Source organism: Sulfitobacter aestuariivivens (genome assembly GCF_014763045.1).
Taxonomy (GTDB): domain Bacteria; phylum Pseudomonadota; class Alphaproteobacteria; order Rhodobacterales; family Rhodobacteraceae; genus Sulfitobacter; species Sulfitobacter aestuariivivens.
Genome location: NZ_JACTAG010000001.1, coordinates 271,941 through 290,880, shown reverse-complemented (window position 1 = coordinate 290,880; position 18,940 = coordinate 271,941). Strand labels below are relative to the sequence as shown.

Here is an 18,940-nt window from a genome sequence, read left to right as displayed (position 1 = left end):
CGGCCTACGCTGCCACGCGGCTTTCCAGCACGTCACCCACCTGTTTGGCAGCAGCGATCTCATCGCCCCCGCCGACCGCAGCGACTTCACGCGTCAACCGCTCCAGCGCCGCCTCATAAAGCTGGCGCTCGGAATAGCTTTGTTCACGCTGGTCATCGGTGCGGTGCAGGTCGCGCACAACCTCGGCAATCGCAATCAGGTCACCAGAGTTGATCTTTTGCTCATATTCCTGTGCGCGACGAGACCACATGGCCCGCTTGACCTTGGCTTTGCCTTTGAGCGTCTTCATCGCGTGGCTGATGACATCAGGGGATGACAGGGCACGCATCCCGATCTCGGTCGCCTTGTGCGTGGGGACCCGCAAGGTCATCTTGTCTTTCTCAAAGGATATGACGAAGAGCTCCAGCGTGATGCCGGCGACTTCCTGCTCCTCAACGGATACGATCTGCCCGACCCCGTGGGCAGGGTAGACAACAAATTCGTTGGGACGAAAATCGAGCTTTTTCGACTTGGACATAGAGTAGCTCCTGTAGCGCGGGTCGCCCCGCATAAAATGATACTTTGCCAGACCGTAAAGATCACAGGCGGGCGAAGCGCTGGTGGCTCGCGTCCGGCTGCGATCTGTTTGAATTTTCACGTCAAACCCGAAAGGCGGGTTTGCATTTCTCAATCAACGACTGGTTCAGCTTTGGGCGAACTATATCACAAAAACGACCTTGCTGAAAGTTGTCGCTAGGTAAGTCGCACCAAAATCGTTTTTGGTCAGCGATTTATGGCCCAAATCCCGCGTTCCGCCCGGTCAACACGCGCGAATCAGCCCCCCTCGCCCGGATTTTCCGAGAAATACTTTTCCATCTTTCCCGCTTCGCCATCGCGTTCATCCGCATCCGGCAACGGGTCTTTCTTGGTGATGATGACGGGCCAAAGCTCGGAATACTTACGGTTGAACTCGACCCATTTTTCCATGTCCGGTTCGGTATCCGGCCGGATGGCATCAGCCGGGCATTCCGGTTCGCAAACGCCACAGTCGATGCATTCGTCTGGGTGGATGACCAACATGTTCTCGCCTTCATAAAAGCAATCCACCGGGCAGACTTCGACGCAGTCGGTGTATTTGCAGGCGATGCAGCTGTCGTTGACGATATAGGTCATGTGGGCTCTTTATGCGCTTGAGTTCGAGGTGTAGCTAAATCAGGGGGCAGGATCATTCAAGATGGCGCTGCCTTGATTCATCCATCACCCGACGGTCTTTCTTGGTCGGCCGCCCCTTGCCCTCAAAGGCCGGATTGCGCGCGATCTTCTCGCGTGGCTTGCGTTCGGGGGGGTGCAGGTCCGTGTAAAGCCCCTGCGCTTCGGATGCCGGGCCTCGTCGCGTCGCAAGCGCATCGATCTGGATCACGCGAATGTCATCTTCTTTCGGAAAAGTCAGCACGTCACCGACGCTGATTGTGACACTGCGTTTCGACGTGGGCGTGCCGTTGATACGCACCTTTCCGTCGCCGACAATTGTCGACGCTAAAGAGCGGGTCTTAAAGAACCGGGCATACCACAGCCATTTGTCGAGCCGCAGTTTCTCGGCCCGGTCCGACACTATTTGTTGTCTTTGAGCCCCATAAGGGCGGCAGCAAAGGGATTGTCGGGGTCGATCTGCTTTTCGCGGCGCGGCGGCTTGGCAGAGAAGTTCTGTGGCTTGCTCCCCTTCGGGCCTTTGCCGCCCTTGCCACTATCGTGGCGCGGGCCGCGCTTGGCCTTTGTCCGGTCGTAAGGCTTACCTTGCGGTTTGCCGCGCGCACCCCGGTTTCCGCCCCAGGTGAAGGTGTAGAAGATTTCCATTTCCGCACCGGCGATCTCGGCATCCGGCGCGGTGCCTTGCGGATTTTCCGCCGGGTCCATGCCTTCCATCGTTTCTGGCACCTGAGCGGCTTCTTCGGGCTCTTCGATGATCGGGGCCAGCCCCTCGTCGATGATCTCAGCCACGTCTTTGGGCGTGTCTGCGGCTTGCGGCGGTTCAGGTTTTTCGATGATCCCGCCTTCTGGCGGAGTGTCAGCCAGATCCATGACAGGCGTGTCTTCAGCGACGTCCTTTGGGGCTTCCGGCATCACCTCAGTCACTGTCTTGACCTTGGCGCGCTCACCTTTTTCGGCTTTGTACCCAAGACCTTGCAGAAGATCGGCGAATTGATCCAACGTCATGCCGGTGATCGACAACATATCCGCCTTGGCCTCGAAACCGCCGCGCGAATCCTCCGCGCGCAGCATATCCGCAAGGCGTTCCAGCATGTCGATGCGAATGGCCCGGGTGCCCGCGTTGCGATATCCTGACATCGTGTCCGCCCCTTCGGGCGCGTCCGCGGCTACGGGGACGGTCACCAGCCCCGGGGGGGGGGATTCAGGAAATTCCGACAGGCCCTTGGAGAGGGACCACAACACCAACCGCAAACGTGTCGGGGCAGGTTTCAGTAAAAGCGGCATGAAAATAGTGAACTGACCAAAGCGAATACCATGCTTGCGCAGGGCCCCGCGCGCATCTTGATCCAGCGCCTTCACCTCTTCTGCCACATCCCCGCGGGGCAGAATGCCAAAGGCTTCGAGCATGCGAAAGGCAAAGCCCTTGGCCAGGCCGCCAAGCTCTTCATCGCGCGACAGCGCAATCAAGGGCTCAAAAAGGGCCGCAACCTTGCGGTCGATGAAATGCTGCAGCCGCCGCTCCACCTTCTGGGCAACCTCTGCACCGGCCACATCGTCGACGAAAACCTCGACCTTCGGTTTCAGGGCATCCGCCCCTGCAACCAGTTTGCCGACAGCAGAAGAGCCCCACATCAAGCCGCCCTGTTCCGTAAAATCAATTTCGGTATCGGGGGCGTTATAGAACCGATCCGCGCGCAGATGGAACTGAGGTGCCAATGCCTGCAAAGACGCAGACTTGATCGCCTTTTCCTCGGCCCCGCCAGCGCCCTTGTCAGCGCGGAAACGGAAACCGTCCAGCTTGCCTACATATTCACCCTCAACGGTGACTTCACCGGTTTCGCTTACTTCGGCCACCATGGCTTCCTTCTGTCCTAGCCGGCGCAAAAGCACGGATGTGCGCCGATCTACAAATCTTTGGGTCAAACGCTCGTGCAACGCGTCTGACAGGCGGTCTTCTACGACACGGGTCGCCCCACGCCAATGGCTTTCGTCACGTGTCCAGCCTTTGCGCTGCGCAACGTAAGTCCAAGTGCGGATAAACGCCAATCGTTTTGATAACGCGTCAATGTCGCCATCGGTTCGGTCTATGCGCCTAATATGCTGTGCCAGCCAGTCTTCGCGGACCTCGCCATGCTGATGAAGATCAATGAAAATGTCCTCCAGCAGGCTGGCATGTTCGGCATGGCTGATACCCCGAAAATCCGGAATACGACACACATCCCACAGCAGTTTCACCGAATTGCCGTCCGAGCAACGCGCGTGAACCTCTGTGATCTCACCCAAGGCCTTGAGAGCGCGTAAATCGTCCGCCTCACGCGCTTTCATAAGGCGCTCATCGTCGGGCTTTAACTCAAGCGTGGCAATCAGCCTGTCGATGCTGCCGAATTGCAGCGCTGGGTTGCGCCAGTTGATCTTATTCTGCGGCGTAAAGGAATGATCCATAATCGCGCGCGCGACATCGTCTTGCAACGGCGGTGCATCTCCGGTCACGCCAAAGGTGCCCGATTTCATCCCGCGCCCGGCCCGGCCGGCGATCTGCGCAAGTTCATTCGGCGCAAGCGGTCGCATCCGGCGACCGTCGAACTTGCTAAGCGCGGAGAAGGCAACGTGATCCACATCCAGATTGAGCCCCATACCGATGGCATCCGTCGCCACCAGAAAATCCACATCACCCGACTGATACATTTCTACCTGAGCATTCCGCGTCCGGGGGCTCAATGCGCCCATGACAACGGCTGCCCCGCCCTTTTGGCGGCGAATAAGCTCTGCGATCGCATATACATTTTCAACCGAAAAACCGACAATTGCACTGCGAGGTCGCATTCGGCTTATCTTTTTCTGACCAGAATAGGTCAATTCGGACATTCGTTCCCGACGCATGAACTGGGCTTCGGGAACAAGGGCTGCAATGGTCCCCCGCATCGTGTCTGAGCCCAGAAAAAGCGTCTCGTGCTGGCCCCGCTCGCGCAGCAACCGGTCGGTAAAGACGTGCCCGCGCTCCGGATCAGCGCAAAGCTGGATTTCATCGACCGCGACAAGGTCGGCACCCATGCCTTGCGGCATCGCCTCTACCGTGCAAACCCAATACTGCGTGCGCGGAGGAACGATGCGTTCCTCGCCCGTGACAAGCGCCACGACCGACGGCCCGCGCAAGTCAACGATCCGGTCGTAAACCTCGCGCGCCAAGAGGCGCAGCGGCAGACCGATCACCCCTGTACGGTGAGCCAGCATACGCTCAATGGCATAAGTGGTCTTGCCGGTATTGGTGGGGCCAAGAACGGCGACCACATTACCCTTGCGTGTCACGATTGTTTTCCCGACCTAAAGTTCGCGTCCGATGCCGTCGCGTTTGAGATAATCGAGCGCGGTGCGCGCATCCTTGTGGTGCGGGTGGATCGCAAGCGCACGGCGATACAGATCGGCGGCGCGGCGGGTGTCGCCAAATTCCTGCATCATAACCCCCAGGCCAAAGATCGCGTTGTAATTAAGCGGGTTCAGCTCAAGCGCCGTTTGCAGATCGTCGAGCGCCGGGCCGTAAAGATCAGCTCGAAAATAAGCTTCGGCGCGGGCATGGAACCCTTCGGCAAAATCCGGCGCATGATCGGTCAGCGCCGTCAGATGCTCGATCGCCTTGCCAAATTCCTTTGCCTCCAACGCGTCGCGGCCCCGCTTGAGCAGCAAATCCATCGCCGCAGATCCCGAACGCGCCCAGACACGCTCAAGCTCGCGCGCGACACGCGGCGCTTCACCCTCGCTTGCACTGCGCAGTTTTTCGATCATCTCAGGCGGGGCGGTTTCAGCCATAGCCGTGCCGCACAGCAACACTGTGAGCCCAAGTGCCGTAAGGTGACGTTTGAGGTTGACGCTAATCAGACGCATAACAAAACTCAATGTAACAGGCTGCCGCCGCAATTCCAGACGTGACGGGGCCATTTTGCCGAATTCGGCAGGGAGGAACAGATCATGAGCGATATTGTGAACGAAGCGGTAGCCGCATTGAACGAAAAACTGGCAGGCGAATCCTTTGATGGCACAGCCAAGTTTGACATCGAAGGCGAAGGCAGTGTTGTCATCGACAGCAACGGCGCACATGCCGGCGATGAAGACACCGACGTCACCCTGACGGCGGATGTCGACACCTTTCAGTCCATCATGGACGGCGAGACCAATTCAACCGCCGCCTTCATGAGCGGCAAGCTCAAGGTTGACGGCGACATGGGCACCGCGATGAAATTGGCGACTGTTCTGTCCTGATGCAACTGGCGCCAGCCCCGTTTTTCACCGACATCCACCCCGGCCCCGCCGGGGGGGAAGCGCATTGGGCGCAGACGTCCGATGGTAAGCGGATCAGGGTTGGCCATTGGCCGGTTGATGGGGCCAAGGGAACGGTCCTGATCTTTCCCGGCCGCACCGAATATATTGAAAAATACGGCGTGACGGCGGCTGAACTGGCACGTCGCGGCCTGTCCAGCATGGCCATCGACTGGCGTGGACAAGGACTGGCCGACCGTCTGTTGGATGACCCCCTGGTAGGCCATGTAGACAATTTTACCGATTACCAGAAAGACGTGGCAACGCTGCTGCGTGCGGCGCGGAAACTTGGCCTGCCGCGTCCCTATTACCTGCTGGCACATTCCATGGGCGGCTGCATCGGGCTGCGCGCTGTGATGGAGGGGTTGCCGGTACAGGCCGCCGCGTTCACCGGGCCGATGTGGGGCATCTACATCGCGCCGCATCTGCGCATTGTCGCCAATGTGCTGTCCAAGGTGATGCCGCGTGTTGGGCGTGGGCATCTGCTGCCTCCGGGGTCAGTGACCACCCCGTACGTGCAAGTACAGCCTTTTGAAGACAACATGCTGACCACGGATGCCCAGATGTACGACATGATGCGCGATCAGCTTGCCGCGCATCCGGAATTGTCCCTTGGCGGCCCCAGTTTTGTGTGGCTGCGTGAAGCGATTGCAGAGACCAAGCATCTGGCAAGCCGGTCCGCCCCCAACCTGCCTGCCGCAACCTGGGTCGGCAGCAATGAACGCATCGTAGATGTGCCCCGCATCCATGCCCGCATGGAAAGCTGGAAAGGCGGCAAGCTTGAGACCGTAAAAGGCGGCGAACACGAAGTCCTGATGGAGATTGAGAGCATGCGCGATCCGATCTTCGATGGTCTGGAAAAACTCTTTCTGGCCCCGGTAATCTCCTGATCCGAGGTTGAGAAGGCTGCGCGCCACCCTACACTCTGCGCATGACACGCGACCCGGTTCTCCGCTTTACTGACAAAGGGATCTACTGCCCGGCAGGCGATTTCTACATCGATCCGTGGCGGCCCGTTACGCGCGCGCTCATCACACATGGTCACGCGGATCACGCCCGCGACGGCATGGGCAGCTATCTGGCCACTCACGCCGCCCTGCCCGTCATGCGCCACCGCCTGGGCGATATCACTGCCGAAGGCATAAGTTTCGGAGAGATCCGCCAGATAGGCGACGCCAAAGTTTCGTTTCACCCCGCAGGTCATGTACCGGGTTCTGCCCAAATCAGGATCGAAGTCGCGGGCGAGGTCTGGGTTGCCTCGGGCGACTACAAAGTGATTGACGATGGGCTGTCTGAACCTTTCGAGCCTGTGCAATGTCATCACTTCATCACTGAAAGCACGTTTGGACTGCCGGTATTCCGCTGGACGGAACAATCCGATGTGGCTGCAGACCTGAATGCGTGGTGGCGCGGATGCGCCGCGGCTGGAAAGACGGCGTTTCTGGGCGCATACGCGTTGGGCAAGGCGCAGCGCCTGATGACCATGCTGGACCCCGATATCGGTCCGATCCTGACCCATGGTGCAGTGGAAAACACCAATGCTGTGCTGCGTGATCAGGGCATCCCCCTGCCCGAAACCGTCCCTGTAACGGCTGAGCTTACGCCCAAGGACTTTTCCGGCGCGCTGGTCCTGTCGCCCCCGTCTGCCCTGGGCAGCAAATGGGCGCGGCGTTTCGGTCCACAGGAAAGTGCTTTCGCCTCGGGCTGGATGGCCCTGCGCGGGGTGCGCAGACGGCGCGCGGGGGACCGAGGTTTCGTGATTTCCGATCACGCGGACTGGGGTGGGTTGCTCTGGGCCATCCGCGAAACAGGTGCTGAAAACATTTATGTAACACATGGTTACACGGATATCTTTACGCGATACCTGAATGAGAATGGGTGGAACGCGCAAGTCGTTCCAACGGAATTCGAAGGTGAGACGCTCGATGCCGGAGATGCGGCATGAAACGGTTTGCCGCGCTCTTCAACGCCATTGACCAAAGCAACAAGACCACCGTCAAGGTAGAGGCGCTGGCGGCCTATTTCAGCGACGCCAACGAAGACGACAAGCTTTGGACCATCGCTCTGTTTTCGGGCCGCAGACCCAAGCGCGCGGTTACTACGACCCGGCTGCGTGAATGGGGTGCCGAAGCCGCCGGCATCCCGCTGTGGCTTTTTGAAGAGGCCTATCCGATCGTTGGCGACCTGGCCGAAACCATTGCCCTTGTCCTGCCCGCGAACACAACCACGTCAGATCTGACCCTGTCACATTGGATCAACGCCTTACGCGCCCTATCGGATGTAGAAGAGCCCGCGCGAAAGACATTTGTCCTCGATGCGTGGCAACAGCTTGGCGGCACAGAGCGGTTTTTGTTCAACAAGCTGATCACCGGTGGCTTTCGTGTAGGGATCAGCCAAAAACTGATGACACGTGCCCTTTCCAAGGCCACCGGCAAGCCTGAGCCTGAGCTTGCTCACCGCCTGATGGGGAACTGGCACCCGGACGACATCAGCTGGCACGCGCTAATTGAGGCCGAAGACGCCTCAGCCGATGCATCACGGCCCTATCCGTTCTATCTCGCCTACGCCTTGGAGGACGGACCAGAAAGCCTTGATAACCCAGACGATTGGCGGGCGGAGTGGAAGTGGGACGGCATTCGCGGTCAGCTTATCCTGCGGGATGGTGCCTACTACGTCTGGTCGCGTGGCGAAGAGCTGATGACGGATCGCTTTCCCGAGCTTGCACGCGCAATTGACCATATCCCGCCCGGGACAGTGCTCGACGGGGAATTGCTGGTCTGGCAGGCTGAGGCCGATCACCCCTCCAGCTTTAACGCCCTGCAACCCCGCATCGGGCGCAAAACCGTCCCCAAAAAGCTACTGTCAGAGGCCCCCGTCGTTCTGCACGCCTATGATCTGCTGGAATGGCAGGGCAAAGACATGCGCGACACCCCCTTCGGAGAGAGACGCGCCCTGCTTGAAAATGCCCTTCACAATCTGCCGGGTGATGTCCCGGTCAGGCTATCCCCCCAGTTGCGTTTCGACAGTTGGAGCGCCCTGGGCGACTACCGCGATGCGGCCCGCGAGGTGCAGGCAGAAGGCGTGATGCTCAAACGGGCTGACAGCCCCTATCTGGCAGGCCGGAAAAAGGGCGACTGGTGGAAATGGAAGCTCGATCCGCTGACCATCGACGCGGTGATGATCTATGCGCAGGCAGGGTCCGGACGACGCGCAAACCTTTTCACCGACTTCACCTTTGCGGTCTGGAACGGCAATGATCTGGTGCCGTTCACCAAAGCGTATTCCGGCCTGACCGACGCGGAATTCAAATCAATCACCGCCTGGGTCCGCAAAAACACGCTCCAGCGCTTTGGCCCCGTGCGCCAGGTCACCCCGCACCACGTTTTCGAGATTGCCTTCGAAGGCATTCAGGCCTCTTCCCGCCATAAATCCGGTGTCGCCCTGCGGTTTCCCCGCATGAGCCGCTGGCGCAAGGACAAACCCCTGCAAGAGGCAAATACCCTCGCAGATCTGAACGAAATGCTTCGCATCTACGGCTGACGTCCCTGCCTCTTCTGGCCGGAGATATCCCCGGTGGGGGCTCGGGGGAGGCAGGCAGCCTCCCCCGCCTTGCCCTGAAGTGCTGCGCATCATAGGTAAGGCGAAACAGTGCAAAGAGGTTCCGCGATGTTCCAACTCCCCTTCCCCGTCCGCGACGCCAATGCCGGGTCTGGCACCAAGGACCTGGGCGATCTGCCTGAATGGGATCTGGATGATCTCTATACGGGCGAGGACGCCCCCGAACTCAAGCGCGATCTGGATTGGCTCGAGCAGGCCTGCGGGTCCTTTGCGACCGATTACGAAGGCAAACTGGCAGAACTCGACGCGGCTGGCTTTCTCGAATGCGTCCTGCGCAATGAAAAGATCAACAACATCGCGGGCCGGATCATGTCGTTTGCGGGGCTGCGCTATTACCAGCAAACCACGGACGCAGGACGCGCCAAGTTCATGTCCGATTGCCAGGAAAAGATCACCAACTACACCACGCCGTTGGTGTTCTTCACGCTCGAGCTGAACCAGCTGGAAGACGACCACCTGGACGGCCTTTTTGCCCGCAATGCTGATCTGGCGCGTTACAAGCCTGTCTTTGACCGTATTCGCGCGATGAAGCCCTACCAGCTAAGCAATGAACTGGAAAAGTTCCTCCATGACCTTGGCGTGGTGGGTGACGCCTGGGAACGGATGTTTGATGAAACCATCGCCGGCCTCAGCTTTGAGGTGAACGGTGAAACGCTGAATATCGAAGGGACGCTTAATCTGCTGACCGACCCGGAGCGGGACAACCGTGAAGCGGGGGCGCGTGAGCTGGCAGAGGTTTTCCAGAGCAATATCAAGACATTCGCGCGCGTTCATAACACGCAGGCAAAGGAAAAGGAAATCATCGACCGTTGGCGGGGAATGCCAACGGCACAGACCGGCCGCCATCTGAGCAATCAGGTAGAGCCCGAGGTGGTCGAGGCGCTGCGTAACGCGGTGGTCAAGGCATACCCCAAGCTCAGCCACCGGTACTACGAGCTCAAGCGCAAGTGGCTTGGGCTGGACAAGATGCAGGTCTGGGACCGCAATGCGCCCCTGCCCATGGAAGACCCCCGGGTCGTTGACTGGGCCGCCGCTGAAAAGACCGTGATGGATGCCTACAACGCGTTTGATCCGCGTATGGGAGAGATTGCCGCCCCCTTCTTTTCCAAAGGGTGGATTGATGCGGGCGTGAAACCGGGCAAGGCGCCCGGGGCCTTCGCCCACCCCACGGTTACGAACGTCCATCCTTACGTGATGCTCAACTATCTGGGCAAACCCCGCGACGTGATGACGTTGGCTCATGAACTGGGTCACGGTGTCCATCAGGTTCTCGCAGCAGAACAGGGCGAGATGCTGTCCTCTACCCCTCTCACATTGGCTGAAACTGCAAGCGTGTTCGGCGAAATGCTGACCTTCCGCAAAATGCTGGACGGGGCCAAAGACGACGCGCAACGCAAGGTACTGTTGGCCGGCAAGGTCGAGGACATGATCAACACCGTCGTCCGCCAGATCGCGTTCTACGATTTCGAATGCAAACTGCACGCAGCCCGCCGTAGCGGAGAATTGACACCAGAAGACATCAACGCGCTGTGGATGTCTGTACAGGCAGAATCATTGGGCCCGGCGTTTGAGTTCATGGACGGATATGAAACCTTCTGGGCCTATATCCCGCACTTTGTGCATTCGCCCTTCTACGTCTACGCCTATGCCTTTGGCGACGGGCTGGTGAACGCCCTCTATGCGGTCTACGCCGAGGGCGAAGAGGGATTCGAAGAGAAGTATTTCGACATGCTCAAGGCCGGTGGCTCCAAGCATCACAAAGAACTGCTCGCCCCCTTTGGGCTGGATGCCTCGGATCCCGCGTTCTGGGACAAGGGCCTCAGCATGATTTCAGGCTTTATCGATGAATTGGAAGCAATGGAGGGGTGACGCCCCTGCGGCTTGCCCCCATTGGCCCCGCCGACTTTGACCGCGTCTCTCATATCACGGTTTCAGAGCACCAGAAAAAGTTCTCGGGAACCGTCGCAGAGGCTTTTGAGGCAGCAGAGGATGGCGTGGATTTTCACGGCATCTTCCGGGGGCAGACCGCGGTGGGTTTCTTCAAGATCGATACGACCTATGGCCGCAAATATCCCTTTGCTTCAAACGGTGATTTGGGGCTCAGAGCGTTCATCATTGATCTGGTTTGCCAGGGCCAGGGCATTGCGACCCAGGCCGTCCTTGCCCTGCCCCCGTACCTGACGACCCGCTATCTGCACGCCAAGGCACTCTGGCTGACAGTGAACAAGAGCAATCCGGCAGCTTATGCCGCATACCTCGGTGGCGGTTTCGCGGATACCGGGCAGGAATGGCCGAAAGGCGACGCAGGGCCGCAAAACATCATGCGGATGGTGCTTGCCTCATAGCTTTCCGTGCGTTCCATCGCACAACGGCGGCGTCGTCGATTTCTTGCACCCGCAGAACATCATCTTGCCGTCTTTGGTGGCCTCGAATTTGTGCGGCGCAAACTCCGTACCCTTGTGTGATCCATCGCACAGCGGTTGGGTCGAAGACTTGCCACAGGCGCACCAGAAATAAGACTTGCCCGCCTCCACTTCCATCGCATAAGGCTTCTTGCGCATGTTTTTGGGCGTATCTGCCATCAGAACCCTCCTTAGGGAATAGGGTGCAATCAGACCACTGCAACTTCAGATCGGCAAGGCCATTGTGCACTGATCGTGATGCCCCAAACGTAGATGCGCCTCAGCCGTCGGTTTCCAGTGCAAAGGGCGGCCCATATAAAACTAAATTTGCCTAAGACTGATCCAGCCCTAGCTCTGATGCGTATTGCACATGGTATCACTAACAGGGAGCTTCCTCATGAACCGCAGATTTGTCCTTAAATCCACCGCCGCCGTCGGCCTACTTGGCCTTGCCGGCTGCGCCACAGCAAACGGTGGGTCCATCGTTGATGTCGCTGCAGGCAACGACGCTTTCACCACACTCGTGGCCGCCGTCACTGCCGCAGGTCTGGTTGACACGCTGGCCGGTCCCGGCCCGTTTACCGTGTTTGCCCCGACCAACGATGCGTTTGCCGCACTGCCAGCGGGCACGGTCGACAGCCTGCTGCTGCCTGAGAACAAGGACCAGCTGATCAGCATCCTGACATATCACGTCGTACCGGGTGTCTATCCTGCTTCTGCTCTTATTGGCCAGACCGGGTCGCTTAACACCGCACAGGGTGGCCGGCTGAACGTCGACGGCACTGACGGTGTCAAAGTGAATGGCGCAACGGTGATCATTCCCGATGTGGCCGCGTCCAATGGCGTCATCCACGCTATCGACACGGTGCTGCTGCCCTGATCGGAATGGAACCGAAAGACCAGAGCCTCGGCCTCACAGCCGGGGCTCTCTTGCTTTGGGATCTATTTAAGCTGACTGTCCTTTGACCCCCGCCGATTGATCCCTCCGCGCCTTTTGAACGTGGCATCACGCTCGGACATACAGTCAACGCACAGCTTCACGCCGGGCAGCGCCTGACGACGTGCCTCCGGGATCGGCTCTTCACATTCAGCACAATTGGTCAGGCTTTCGCCCTGCGGCTGCTTGCGTGCCTTCATACGCGCCAATTCGTCGCTGATCGACGCTTCGATTTGTTCCGAAACCGCGCCGTCCTTTGCCCACCCGCCAGCCATCAAGGGTCTCCCGCATGAAATAAGCCCTGCCCATCATGTGGGCAGGGCTTTTGTTGCGTCAAGTCGCTTGCAGATCAGGCGTCGACCCGCATGCCCTTCTCTTTCGCCAGCTCACGCATGCGCTTTTGCAGCTTTTCAAACGCGCGCACCTCGATCTGGCGGATACGTTCGCGGCTGACATCATACTGACCACTGAGATCTTCAAGCGTGATTGTCTCATCACTCAACCGGCGCTGGGTCAGGATGTCCTTTTCCCGGTCGTTCAGCACCTCAAGTGCCTCAGCCAGCATTTCCCGGCGGGTTTCGAGCTCATCCTTTTCAGCGTAATCCCCGGCCTGATCAGCGTCCTCGTCCTCCAGCCAGTCCTGCCACTGCATGGTGCCTTCACCTTCAGAGCCGACCTGCGCATTCAAGGACGCATCTCCACCGGACATACGTCGGTTCATGGAAATCACTTCCTCCTCGGTCACGCCCAGCTGCGTGGCAATCGTCTTGACATTTTCCGGCCGCAGATCGCCCTCTTCCAACGCGCCAATCTTGTTCTTTGCCTTGCGCAGGTTGAAAAACAGCTTCTTCTGGCCAGACGTCGTGCCCAGTTTGACCAGCGACCAAGAGCGCAGGATGTATTCCTGAATAGATGCGCGGATCCACCACATCGCATAGGTCGCGAGGCGAAATCCCTTTTCAGGATCAAAGCGTTTTACAGCCTGCATCAGGCCCACATTGGCCTCGGAAATCACTTCCGCCTGCGGCAAGCCGTATCCGCGGTATCCCATGGCAATCTTGGCGGCCAGACGCAGATGCGACGTGACCATCTTATGGGCCGCCTCGGTGTCTTCCTGCTCAACCCATGCCTTGGCCAGCATGTACTCTTCCTCTGGCTCAAGCAGAGGAAATTTACGAATTTCCTGCATATAGCGGTTCAGACCGCCTTCCGGGGTTGGTGCCGGCAGATTTGCATAATTTGCCATCTTAAAGTCCCTTCCTGTCACCCGATGTTTACGGGATTAACATAGATATGGTCAGCAAGCGCGCTCGTTTCAAGAGCTAAACGGTGTCGTTTAGTTCATAATAGCTAACAAGCGGTAAAGGGCGAGGCACGGGTCCGTGATATCTCGCCTTTGTGCGATTTATTTCATCCCGATCTGTGCAGTTTTTCCAGCAAATCCGCCATATCCTGCGGCAGCGGGGCCTCAAAACGCACCATTTCCGCACTTATAGGATGTCGAAATCCCAGCACTGCGGCATGCAGCGCCTGTCGCGGAAAGCGCTGTACCGCCTCGGAAGCTACTTCAGACAACGCACGTTTCGCCAGTTTGCGCTTCCCGCCATAGGTGGGATCGCCGACCAGCCCATGACCGGCGTGCGCCATATGCACCCTGATCTGGTGCGTCCGTCCCGTCTCCAACCAGCACTCCATCAGGGCAAGCACTGGTGGCGTGCCGAACCGTGCAACGATCCGCGCACGGGTGACGGCATGGCGCCCACCATGAAACAAGACCGCCTGCCGCTGACGATCCGTCTTGTGGCGCGCAAGTTGGGTGGTCAGCTTTAGGATATTGCCTGGTTCGAACGAGGCCCCCTTGATACCCCGCAAACGCGGATCGTTGGCATCAGGCACGCCGTAGACCAGCGCCTGATAGTACCGCTCAACACTGTGCTTCGCAAATTGTTCTGCCAGTCCATGATGCGCCGCGTCAGATTTAGCAACAACCAGTAAGCCACTGGTTTCCTTATCTATCCGGTGCACGATACCCGGGCGTTTCTTTCCTCCGACACCCGACAGCGTATCCCCGCAATGGTGCAGCAAGGCATTGACCAGCGTCCCCGACGGCGTGCCGGGCGCCGGATGCACAACCATTCCCGCGGGCTTGTTCACAACAACCAGATCCTCGTCCTCAAACACGACATCCAACGGGATATCCTCAGGCAGGATATGACTGTCCTCCGCCTCCTCGACCGATATCTCGATCAGGCATCCAGCAGGGACTTTCGCCTTGGGATCGTTCTCAATCTTGCCCCCAACACACACCGCCCCTTCCGCAATCAACCGGGCAAGCCGTGTCCGCGACAAGGCGGCACCCTCTGGAACATCACGCGCCAGCGCCTTATCAAGGCGCGATGGCGGCGCGTCCGCAATGGTAAATGTGACAAGGCGGTGCATCATGGAAAACCCGGTAGAGCCTGCGAACCTGCGGTTCCTGCGGCGATTGGTGACGGTACTGACCGCCGTGATGATTTGCGGTCTTCTAGTGATCATAGGTCTCTTTGTCACGCGTCTGGGCCCAACCCAAACCGTCATGCCACCCAACATCACCCTTCCCGACGGAACCAAGGCCTCCGCCTATACGGTGGGAAGCGATTGGTATGCCATCGTCACAACCGATGACACCATTCTGATCTACGACCGCGCGTCGGGCGCAGTGCGCCAGACAATCACAATCGAATAGCCCTCTATCTTCTGGCGAAGAATATCCCGGAGATCTGGAGGCAGAGCCTCCAATCAGCCGCGCATATGGCTGACCATTGCAGCAAAAGGCAGTCTGACAGAAGTGGTACCACCTCCTGGTCTCGAACCAGGGACCTCTTGATCCACAATCAAGCGCTCTAACCAACTGAGCTAAGGCGGCACTGGGGGGGATTTAGCCAAGGGCCGCGCAGAATGCAAGACCCCGGAAGCGCTCAAAACGAGATCACCCAGGTCTGTTCGATCAGGTGTTTGCCAAAGGAGGTGACGGGTCTTTCATCCACGCATTCCCAGCCATTCTTTGCATAAAGCGCGCCTGCCGCCCGATGTTCTTGATGGGTCCACAACTGCATGCCCTCGTATCCCCGGTCTTTTGCAAAGCCCATGCACTGCCTGAGCAATCGAAGACCCAATCCCTTGCCCCGCGCTTCTGGCACCAGCAGGAGCAACCGCAGCTTGGCCGTCGCCTCATCCAGCCGCACGCAAAAGATACTGCCCAGCCGCCGTTCCCCGTCCCAGGCGATCCAGCCCGCCTCGCAGGCGGGATCATTGGTTGCCAGGAATTCGTCCAGTATCCCCGCCACCAGCGGGCCAAATGTCCCGTCGAAACCCTCGTCGCGCGCGTAAAGCACTTCATGTTGTGCCACCAGCCAATCACGGTCAGCGGCGGTGAAAGACTTGATCTCGATATCAGCCATGACCGTACCATCGCCCCGTGCATCTTGCTTTTCAAGACCGCGCAGGTTAGCGAAAGCCCTCAACACCGGAGACACCCCCATGGGCATCAACGACGAACGTGACATTGAAGCCAACCTTCAGATCGGACCAACCGACAAAGGTATGGTGCGCCTTTATATCGAAGGACAAGGCTTTGAAATCCCTATGGATTTCACAGTTGAGGAAGCGCTGGAAATCGCCGAGGAGATTACTGCGGCAGCCCACCGCGTCGGGGGCGGCCGTGCGGGCCGAAAGTAGCCATCGCACCGGCTGACAGAAAACGCCGCAGGGCCATAAGCGCGGCGGCGCCACGCCCGATCCGGCGATCGCACCCGACCTGACCTTACAACAGCATTTCCGGATCACGCAGTGCATGCAGCCGGCGCGCGGCGTGCACGGCGAATTTCTGTATGATCACCTTGCGCCGCGCAGGTGCCAGTTTGGTTTCATCCGGCATTCTGATGATCTCTGCCCCATAGGCGTCGCCGATGATGAGACCAGACTCATCAGGCAAAAGATCTGTCGGGAAATGTTCGTCTACCGCCCAGAAGAAACGGTCCGCCCACTCCAGATATCCCTGCCACTTCGCATCCGAGGTAAAATCAGCCCGCGATGATTTGCATTCAATCACCCAGATTTCGCCCTTGGGTCCAAGTGCCATTACGTCGACACGCATACCCCTGCTGGGCACCAGTTCTTCAACACAGGCGAAGCCATAGCTGGCCAGATGCCGCGCCACACCCCGGGCCAAAAGCTGACCAGGCTGCAAGGCCGCGAGCGGCGATCGGACATCATCATGAAGCATCCCAAAGTTTATGAACATTTCGTGAACATTTGCAAGCCCGACAGCGGACCGCTGGCGAAAACACGCATCACCCCTATCTTGAAAGCAAGCGAGCAAGGGGAACGAGATGGACAATCCGCATAAACTGACCCAGGCAGAGGCACGCGGCGTGCGATATGCCCGTGAGCTCGAAGGGCACCTTGGCTGGCTCGACACGTTTTCCGGCACCGCCCTGGGCGTGCTCGCCGTGGCCTCCGGCATCTACACGTACCTCGGCGTTCAGTCGTTGCTTGATGATAACGGCGCGATGTCGGCCTTTGCCGCTATTGCCTATTCTGTCGCTGTGTCCGTCGGGGTATTTGTCTTTTGGTCCTATATGTTACGGCTCTTTCCTGCAGTTCGGTCGCCGCGCGCGCGCATGGGGTTGCTGGGCACGATGGGCCTGGGCTCATTGGCCATCGTCGCCATGTCCAGCTGGCTGAATGCCGCAGCACTCGCGGGCTCTGCCGCGGTAGAGCAGCATCTGGCAGAAACCGTGCAGGACTACCAATCTTCCCTTGAGCGCGCCCATGAAATTGCGCTCTCTGCGCAAGGGCTGGAGCGGGATGTCGCCCGCGTACGGCAGTCTTTTGAAGATCTCAGTGAACAGGAAGCCACAGGTAATCTTTCAGGCCTCGCAGGGCGCGGCGCGGTCTTTCGGGTCTTGCGGCAAAAAGCCAGCGAACTCAGCGGGTTGGAAGCGCAGATTGCCACGCAAACGCCGCTCGTCAACGCCGCGTTTGCAGAAGGCAACCAGATCCTGAGCCGAATGCGCGCCCTGACGGTGGAACCGGGCCCGGTTGAGGCACGATCAGTCGAATTTTCCGAGCAGGCCGTCCGTCTGGCTGGGCTGATCACCCAATTGCGCCAACTGTCCGTTGCCCCCCTTGTGGAACGCGCCGCACAGGACCTGGCCGCCTCCGTCGTCCTGCCAGAGCTGGATGCGAGCAACGCCGCAGACCGCACCGCTCAGGGGGCCACGATCACATCCGTGCTCGATGTCCTTGCCCAACGCGCGACAACGCTTGAGCGCGCCGCTCAGACGGTCATGGGCATGCCATCGCCAAGCGATACAACCTACACGCCGATCTCCAGCGCGGACGCGGTGATCCTCTATGCGCGCAATTTCGTGCCATCCTGGGCCGGCGCGATTGCCATCGATCTTCTGCCGGGTGTTCTGGTCTTCATTCTGGCGATCACCCATGGCGCCATCCGGTCAGGCCGCGAAGGTGCCTCGATAGAAGACACGCTTACCCTCGCCGAACTGCGCGCCGCTGTCGCGGTCATGCGCGATATCGACGGCGCGCTTGAGCGCCCCTCAAAAGACAGCCCGGACGAACCAACCGAAGCACCAGCCCAAATCACCCCGTTGAAGTCCTCATGACCGCAGCCTCGCAAAAACGTGGCACGGTCGGCCGGGTGCTGATGGGCGTCCTGATCTTCCAGCTTGGGCTGGCGGTACTCCTCTTTTGGGGTGATCTGCGCGATGGTCTGCGCCTGCCGTCTTTTGCGCCCAAGGCGCCAGCCCTGACTGAACCGATCCGCCCAGGCGACCAGACCCGCCGCTTTCGCACTGACCGTGCACCCGCACCGGGTCAACCGATGCCCACCAGCCCCCTACCCGAACGTTTGGTGCTCACCCCGGTGGAGGCGGGCCAGTCAGCGCTGCTGGAAGGTCGCATCTCCGTCGGAGATGCCGCTCGGATCGTGAGTGTACTTGAAGGTCTCAACACGTCTCCGGGCCGCATCATCCTCAACTCGCCCGGCGGTTCCGTGCAGGACGCACTGGATCTGGGCCGGTTTATCCGTGATGCAGAGATGGAAACGACGATGCGCGATGGCGACATCTGCTATTCCGCCTGTCCGTACATTCTGGCGGGCGGAGCCGTGCGGAACATCCCGGAAACGGCCTCGGTCGGCGTGCACCAACACTTCTTTGGGGAAAACACGCTTCTGCCCGCCTTTGTCGCGGTAGAGGACATACAGCGCCGTCAGGGACAGGTCATGCAGTACCTCGACCGCATGGGAATCGATCCAATGGTCATGCAGCACGCTCTGGTCACACCGCCTGATGAAATCTACATTCTGCTTCCCGAAGAACTGAGGGCTTACGGTTTTATTCCAGAGAATTGAGGAGCTTCTCGCGCGATCTCGATCATTTCAGGTTAGCCTTGACATAGTACCATATGGTTTCATATAAAT

The 18,940-nt window shown here is 59.0% G+C and carries 22 protein-coding genes and 1 tRNA gene; 11 read left to right on the top strand and 12 right to left on the bottom strand.

What is annotated here, in order from left to right; translation table 11 throughout:
- Positions 1-4: 4 nt before the first annotated feature.
- The 5 genes from H9Q16_RS01340 to H9Q16_RS01320 form a co-directional block, all read right to left on the bottom strand.
- Entirely contained in the window at positions 5-517 is a 513-nt protein-coding gene (locus tag H9Q16_RS01340; protein WP_191073584.1) for a CarD family transcriptional regulator, read from the bottom strand.
- 296 nt (positions 518-813) lie between these two features.
- The gene (gene fdxA / locus H9Q16_RS01335) at positions 814-1,152 is read right to left on the bottom strand and encodes a ferredoxin FdxA (RefSeq protein WP_191073583.1); all 339 of its coding nucleotides are present in this window, start codon (positions 1,150-1,152) and stop codon (positions 814-816) included.
- A gap of 52 nt (positions 1,153-1,204) precedes the next feature.
- Positions 1,205-1,591 carry a S4 domain-containing protein gene (locus H9Q16_RS01330; RefSeq protein WP_191073582.1) on the bottom strand — a complete coding sequence of 129 codons (387 nt, stop codon included), beginning with the start codon at positions 1,589-1,591 and terminating at the stop codon, positions 1,205-1,207.
- Entirely contained in the window at positions 1,591-4,494 is a 2,904-nt protein-coding gene (locus H9Q16_RS01325; RefSeq protein ID WP_425507681.1) for a helicase-related protein, read from the bottom strand. Before H9Q16_RS01325 ends, H9Q16_RS01330 begins: the two co-directional genes overlap by 1 nt.
- A 15-nt stretch (positions 4,495-4,509) precedes the next feature.
- Positions 4,510-5,067 carry a tetratricopeptide repeat protein gene (locus tag H9Q16_RS01320; RefSeq protein ID WP_191075113.1) on the bottom strand — a complete coding sequence of 186 codons (558 nt, stop codon included), beginning with the start codon at positions 5,065-5,067 and terminating at the stop codon, positions 4,510-4,512.
- An 84-nt stretch (positions 5,068-5,151) separates the two neighbouring features.
- On the opposite strand from H9Q16_RS01320, the gene H9Q16_RS01315 reads away from it, so the two are divergent.
- From H9Q16_RS01315 to H9Q16_RS01290, 6 genes are all read left to right on the top strand, one after another.
- Complete coding sequence (locus H9Q16_RS01315) at positions 5,152-5,442, top strand: SCP2 sterol-binding domain-containing protein (RefSeq protein WP_191073581.1); 291 nt, start codon at positions 5,152-5,154, stop codon at positions 5,440-5,442.
- Positions 5,442-6,389 carry an alpha/beta fold hydrolase gene (locus H9Q16_RS01310; protein WP_191073580.1) on the top strand — a complete coding sequence of 316 codons (948 nt, stop codon included), beginning with the start codon at positions 5,442-5,444 and terminating at the stop codon, positions 6,387-6,389. Before H9Q16_RS01315 ends, H9Q16_RS01310 begins: the two co-directional genes overlap by 1 nt.
- Positions 6,390-6,430: 41 nt before the next feature.
- Positions 6,431-7,444, top strand: coding sequence for a ligase-associated DNA damage response exonuclease (locus H9Q16_RS01305; RefSeq protein ID WP_191073579.1), 1,014 nt, complete (start codon positions 6,431-6,433; stop codon positions 7,442-7,444).
- Positions 7,441-9,039: an ATP-dependent DNA ligase gene (locus tag H9Q16_RS01300; RefSeq protein WP_191073578.1), complete on the top strand. Its 1,599-nt coding sequence runs from the start codon at positions 7,441-7,443 to the stop codon at positions 9,037-9,039. The genes H9Q16_RS01305 and H9Q16_RS01300 overlap by 4 nt, the downstream gene beginning before the upstream one ends.
- 126 nt (positions 9,040-9,165) lie before the next feature.
- The gene (locus H9Q16_RS01295) at positions 9,166-10,986 is read left to right on the top strand and encodes a M3 family oligoendopeptidase (RefSeq protein WP_191073577.1); all 1,821 of its coding nucleotides are present in this window, start codon (positions 9,166-9,168) and stop codon (positions 10,984-10,986) included.
- Positions 10,983-11,462 carry a GNAT family N-acetyltransferase gene (locus H9Q16_RS01290; RefSeq protein WP_191073576.1) on the top strand — a complete coding sequence of 160 codons (480 nt, stop codon included), beginning with the start codon at positions 10,983-10,985 and terminating at the stop codon, positions 11,460-11,462. The genes H9Q16_RS01295 and H9Q16_RS01290 overlap by 4 nt, the downstream gene beginning before the upstream one ends.
- Here the strand turns inward: H9Q16_RS01290 and H9Q16_RS01285 are convergent.
- Complete coding sequence (locus H9Q16_RS01285; RefSeq protein ID WP_191073575.1) at positions 11,457-11,699, bottom strand: CDGSH iron-sulfur domain-containing protein; 243 nt, start codon at positions 11,697-11,699, stop codon at positions 11,457-11,459. The genes H9Q16_RS01290 and H9Q16_RS01285 overlap by 6 nt on opposite strands.
- 217 nt (positions 11,700-11,916) lie before the next feature.
- Here H9Q16_RS01285 and H9Q16_RS01280 point away from each other — a divergent pair, with 217 nt between their 5' ends.
- A complete protein-coding gene (locus tag H9Q16_RS01280; protein WP_191073574.1) occupies positions 11,917-12,399 on the top strand; it encodes a fasciclin domain-containing protein in 483 nt (160 codons plus the stop codon).
- Between the two features lie 62 nt (positions 12,400-12,461).
- Here H9Q16_RS01280 and H9Q16_RS01275 read toward each other — a convergent pair whose 3' ends face one another.
- The 3 genes from H9Q16_RS01275 to H9Q16_RS01265 all read right to left on the bottom strand — a co-directional run bounded on the left by H9Q16_RS01275 (position 12,462) and on the right by H9Q16_RS01265 (position 14,898).
- Positions 12,462-12,731 (bottom strand): DksA/TraR family C4-type zinc finger protein, encoded by a 270-nt coding sequence (locus tag H9Q16_RS01275; RefSeq protein WP_191073573.1) that lies wholly within the window; start codon positions 12,729-12,731, stop codon positions 12,462-12,464.
- Positions 12,732-12,805: 74 nt separating this feature from the next.
- A complete protein-coding gene (gene rpoH / locus H9Q16_RS01270) occupies positions 12,806-13,702 on the bottom strand; it encodes an RNA polymerase sigma factor RpoH (protein WP_191073572.1) in 897 nt (298 codons plus the stop codon).
- 164 nt (positions 13,703-13,866) lie between these two features.
- Positions 13,867-14,898: an RluA family pseudouridine synthase gene (locus tag H9Q16_RS01265; RefSeq protein ID WP_191073571.1), complete on the bottom strand. Its 1,032-nt coding sequence runs from the start codon at positions 14,896-14,898 to the stop codon at positions 13,867-13,869.
- On the opposite strand from H9Q16_RS01265, the gene H9Q16_RS01260 reads away from it, so the two are divergent.
- Complete coding sequence (locus H9Q16_RS01260) at positions 14,897-15,181, top strand: DUF6476 family protein (RefSeq protein WP_191073570.1); 285 nt, start codon at positions 14,897-14,899, stop codon at positions 15,179-15,181. The two genes, H9Q16_RS01265 and H9Q16_RS01260, sit on opposite strands and share 2 nt — an antisense overlap.
- 103 nt (positions 15,182-15,284) lie before the next feature.
- Here the strand turns inward: H9Q16_RS01260 and H9Q16_RS01255 are convergent.
- Positions 15,285-15,361: transfer RNA gene (locus H9Q16_RS01255), tRNA-His, on the bottom strand.
- A gap of 52 nt (positions 15,362-15,413) precedes the next feature.
- The gene (locus H9Q16_RS01250) at positions 15,414-15,896 is read right to left on the bottom strand and encodes a GNAT family N-acetyltransferase (RefSeq protein ID WP_191073569.1); all 483 of its coding nucleotides are present in this window, start codon (positions 15,894-15,896) and stop codon (positions 15,414-15,416) included.
- Between the two features lie 79 nt (positions 15,897-15,975).
- Here H9Q16_RS01250 and H9Q16_RS01245 point away from each other — a divergent pair, with 79 nt between their 5' ends.
- Positions 15,976-16,173 (top strand): DUF6324 family protein, encoded by a 198-nt coding sequence (locus H9Q16_RS01245; RefSeq protein WP_191073568.1) that lies wholly within the window; start codon positions 15,976-15,978, stop codon positions 16,171-16,173.
- A gap of 85 nt (positions 16,174-16,258) precedes the next feature.
- On the opposite strand, the gene H9Q16_RS01240 is transcribed toward H9Q16_RS01245, so the two are convergent.
- A complete protein-coding gene (locus H9Q16_RS01240; RefSeq protein ID WP_191073567.1) occupies positions 16,259-16,720 on the bottom strand; it encodes an MmcB family DNA repair protein in 462 nt (153 codons plus the stop codon).
- Between the two features lie 106 nt (positions 16,721-16,826).
- On the opposite strand from H9Q16_RS01240, the gene H9Q16_RS01235 reads away from it, so the two are divergent.
- A complete protein-coding gene (locus H9Q16_RS01235) occupies positions 16,827-18,122 on the top strand; it encodes a hypothetical protein (RefSeq protein ID WP_191073566.1) in 1,296 nt (431 codons plus the stop codon).
- The gene (locus tag H9Q16_RS01230) at positions 18,119-18,871 is read left to right on the top strand and encodes a COG3904 family protein (protein WP_191073565.1); all 753 of its coding nucleotides are present in this window, start codon (positions 18,119-18,121) and stop codon (positions 18,869-18,871) included. The genes H9Q16_RS01235 and H9Q16_RS01230 overlap by 4 nt, the downstream gene beginning before the upstream one ends.
- Positions 18,872-18,940: the final 69 nt, after the last annotated feature.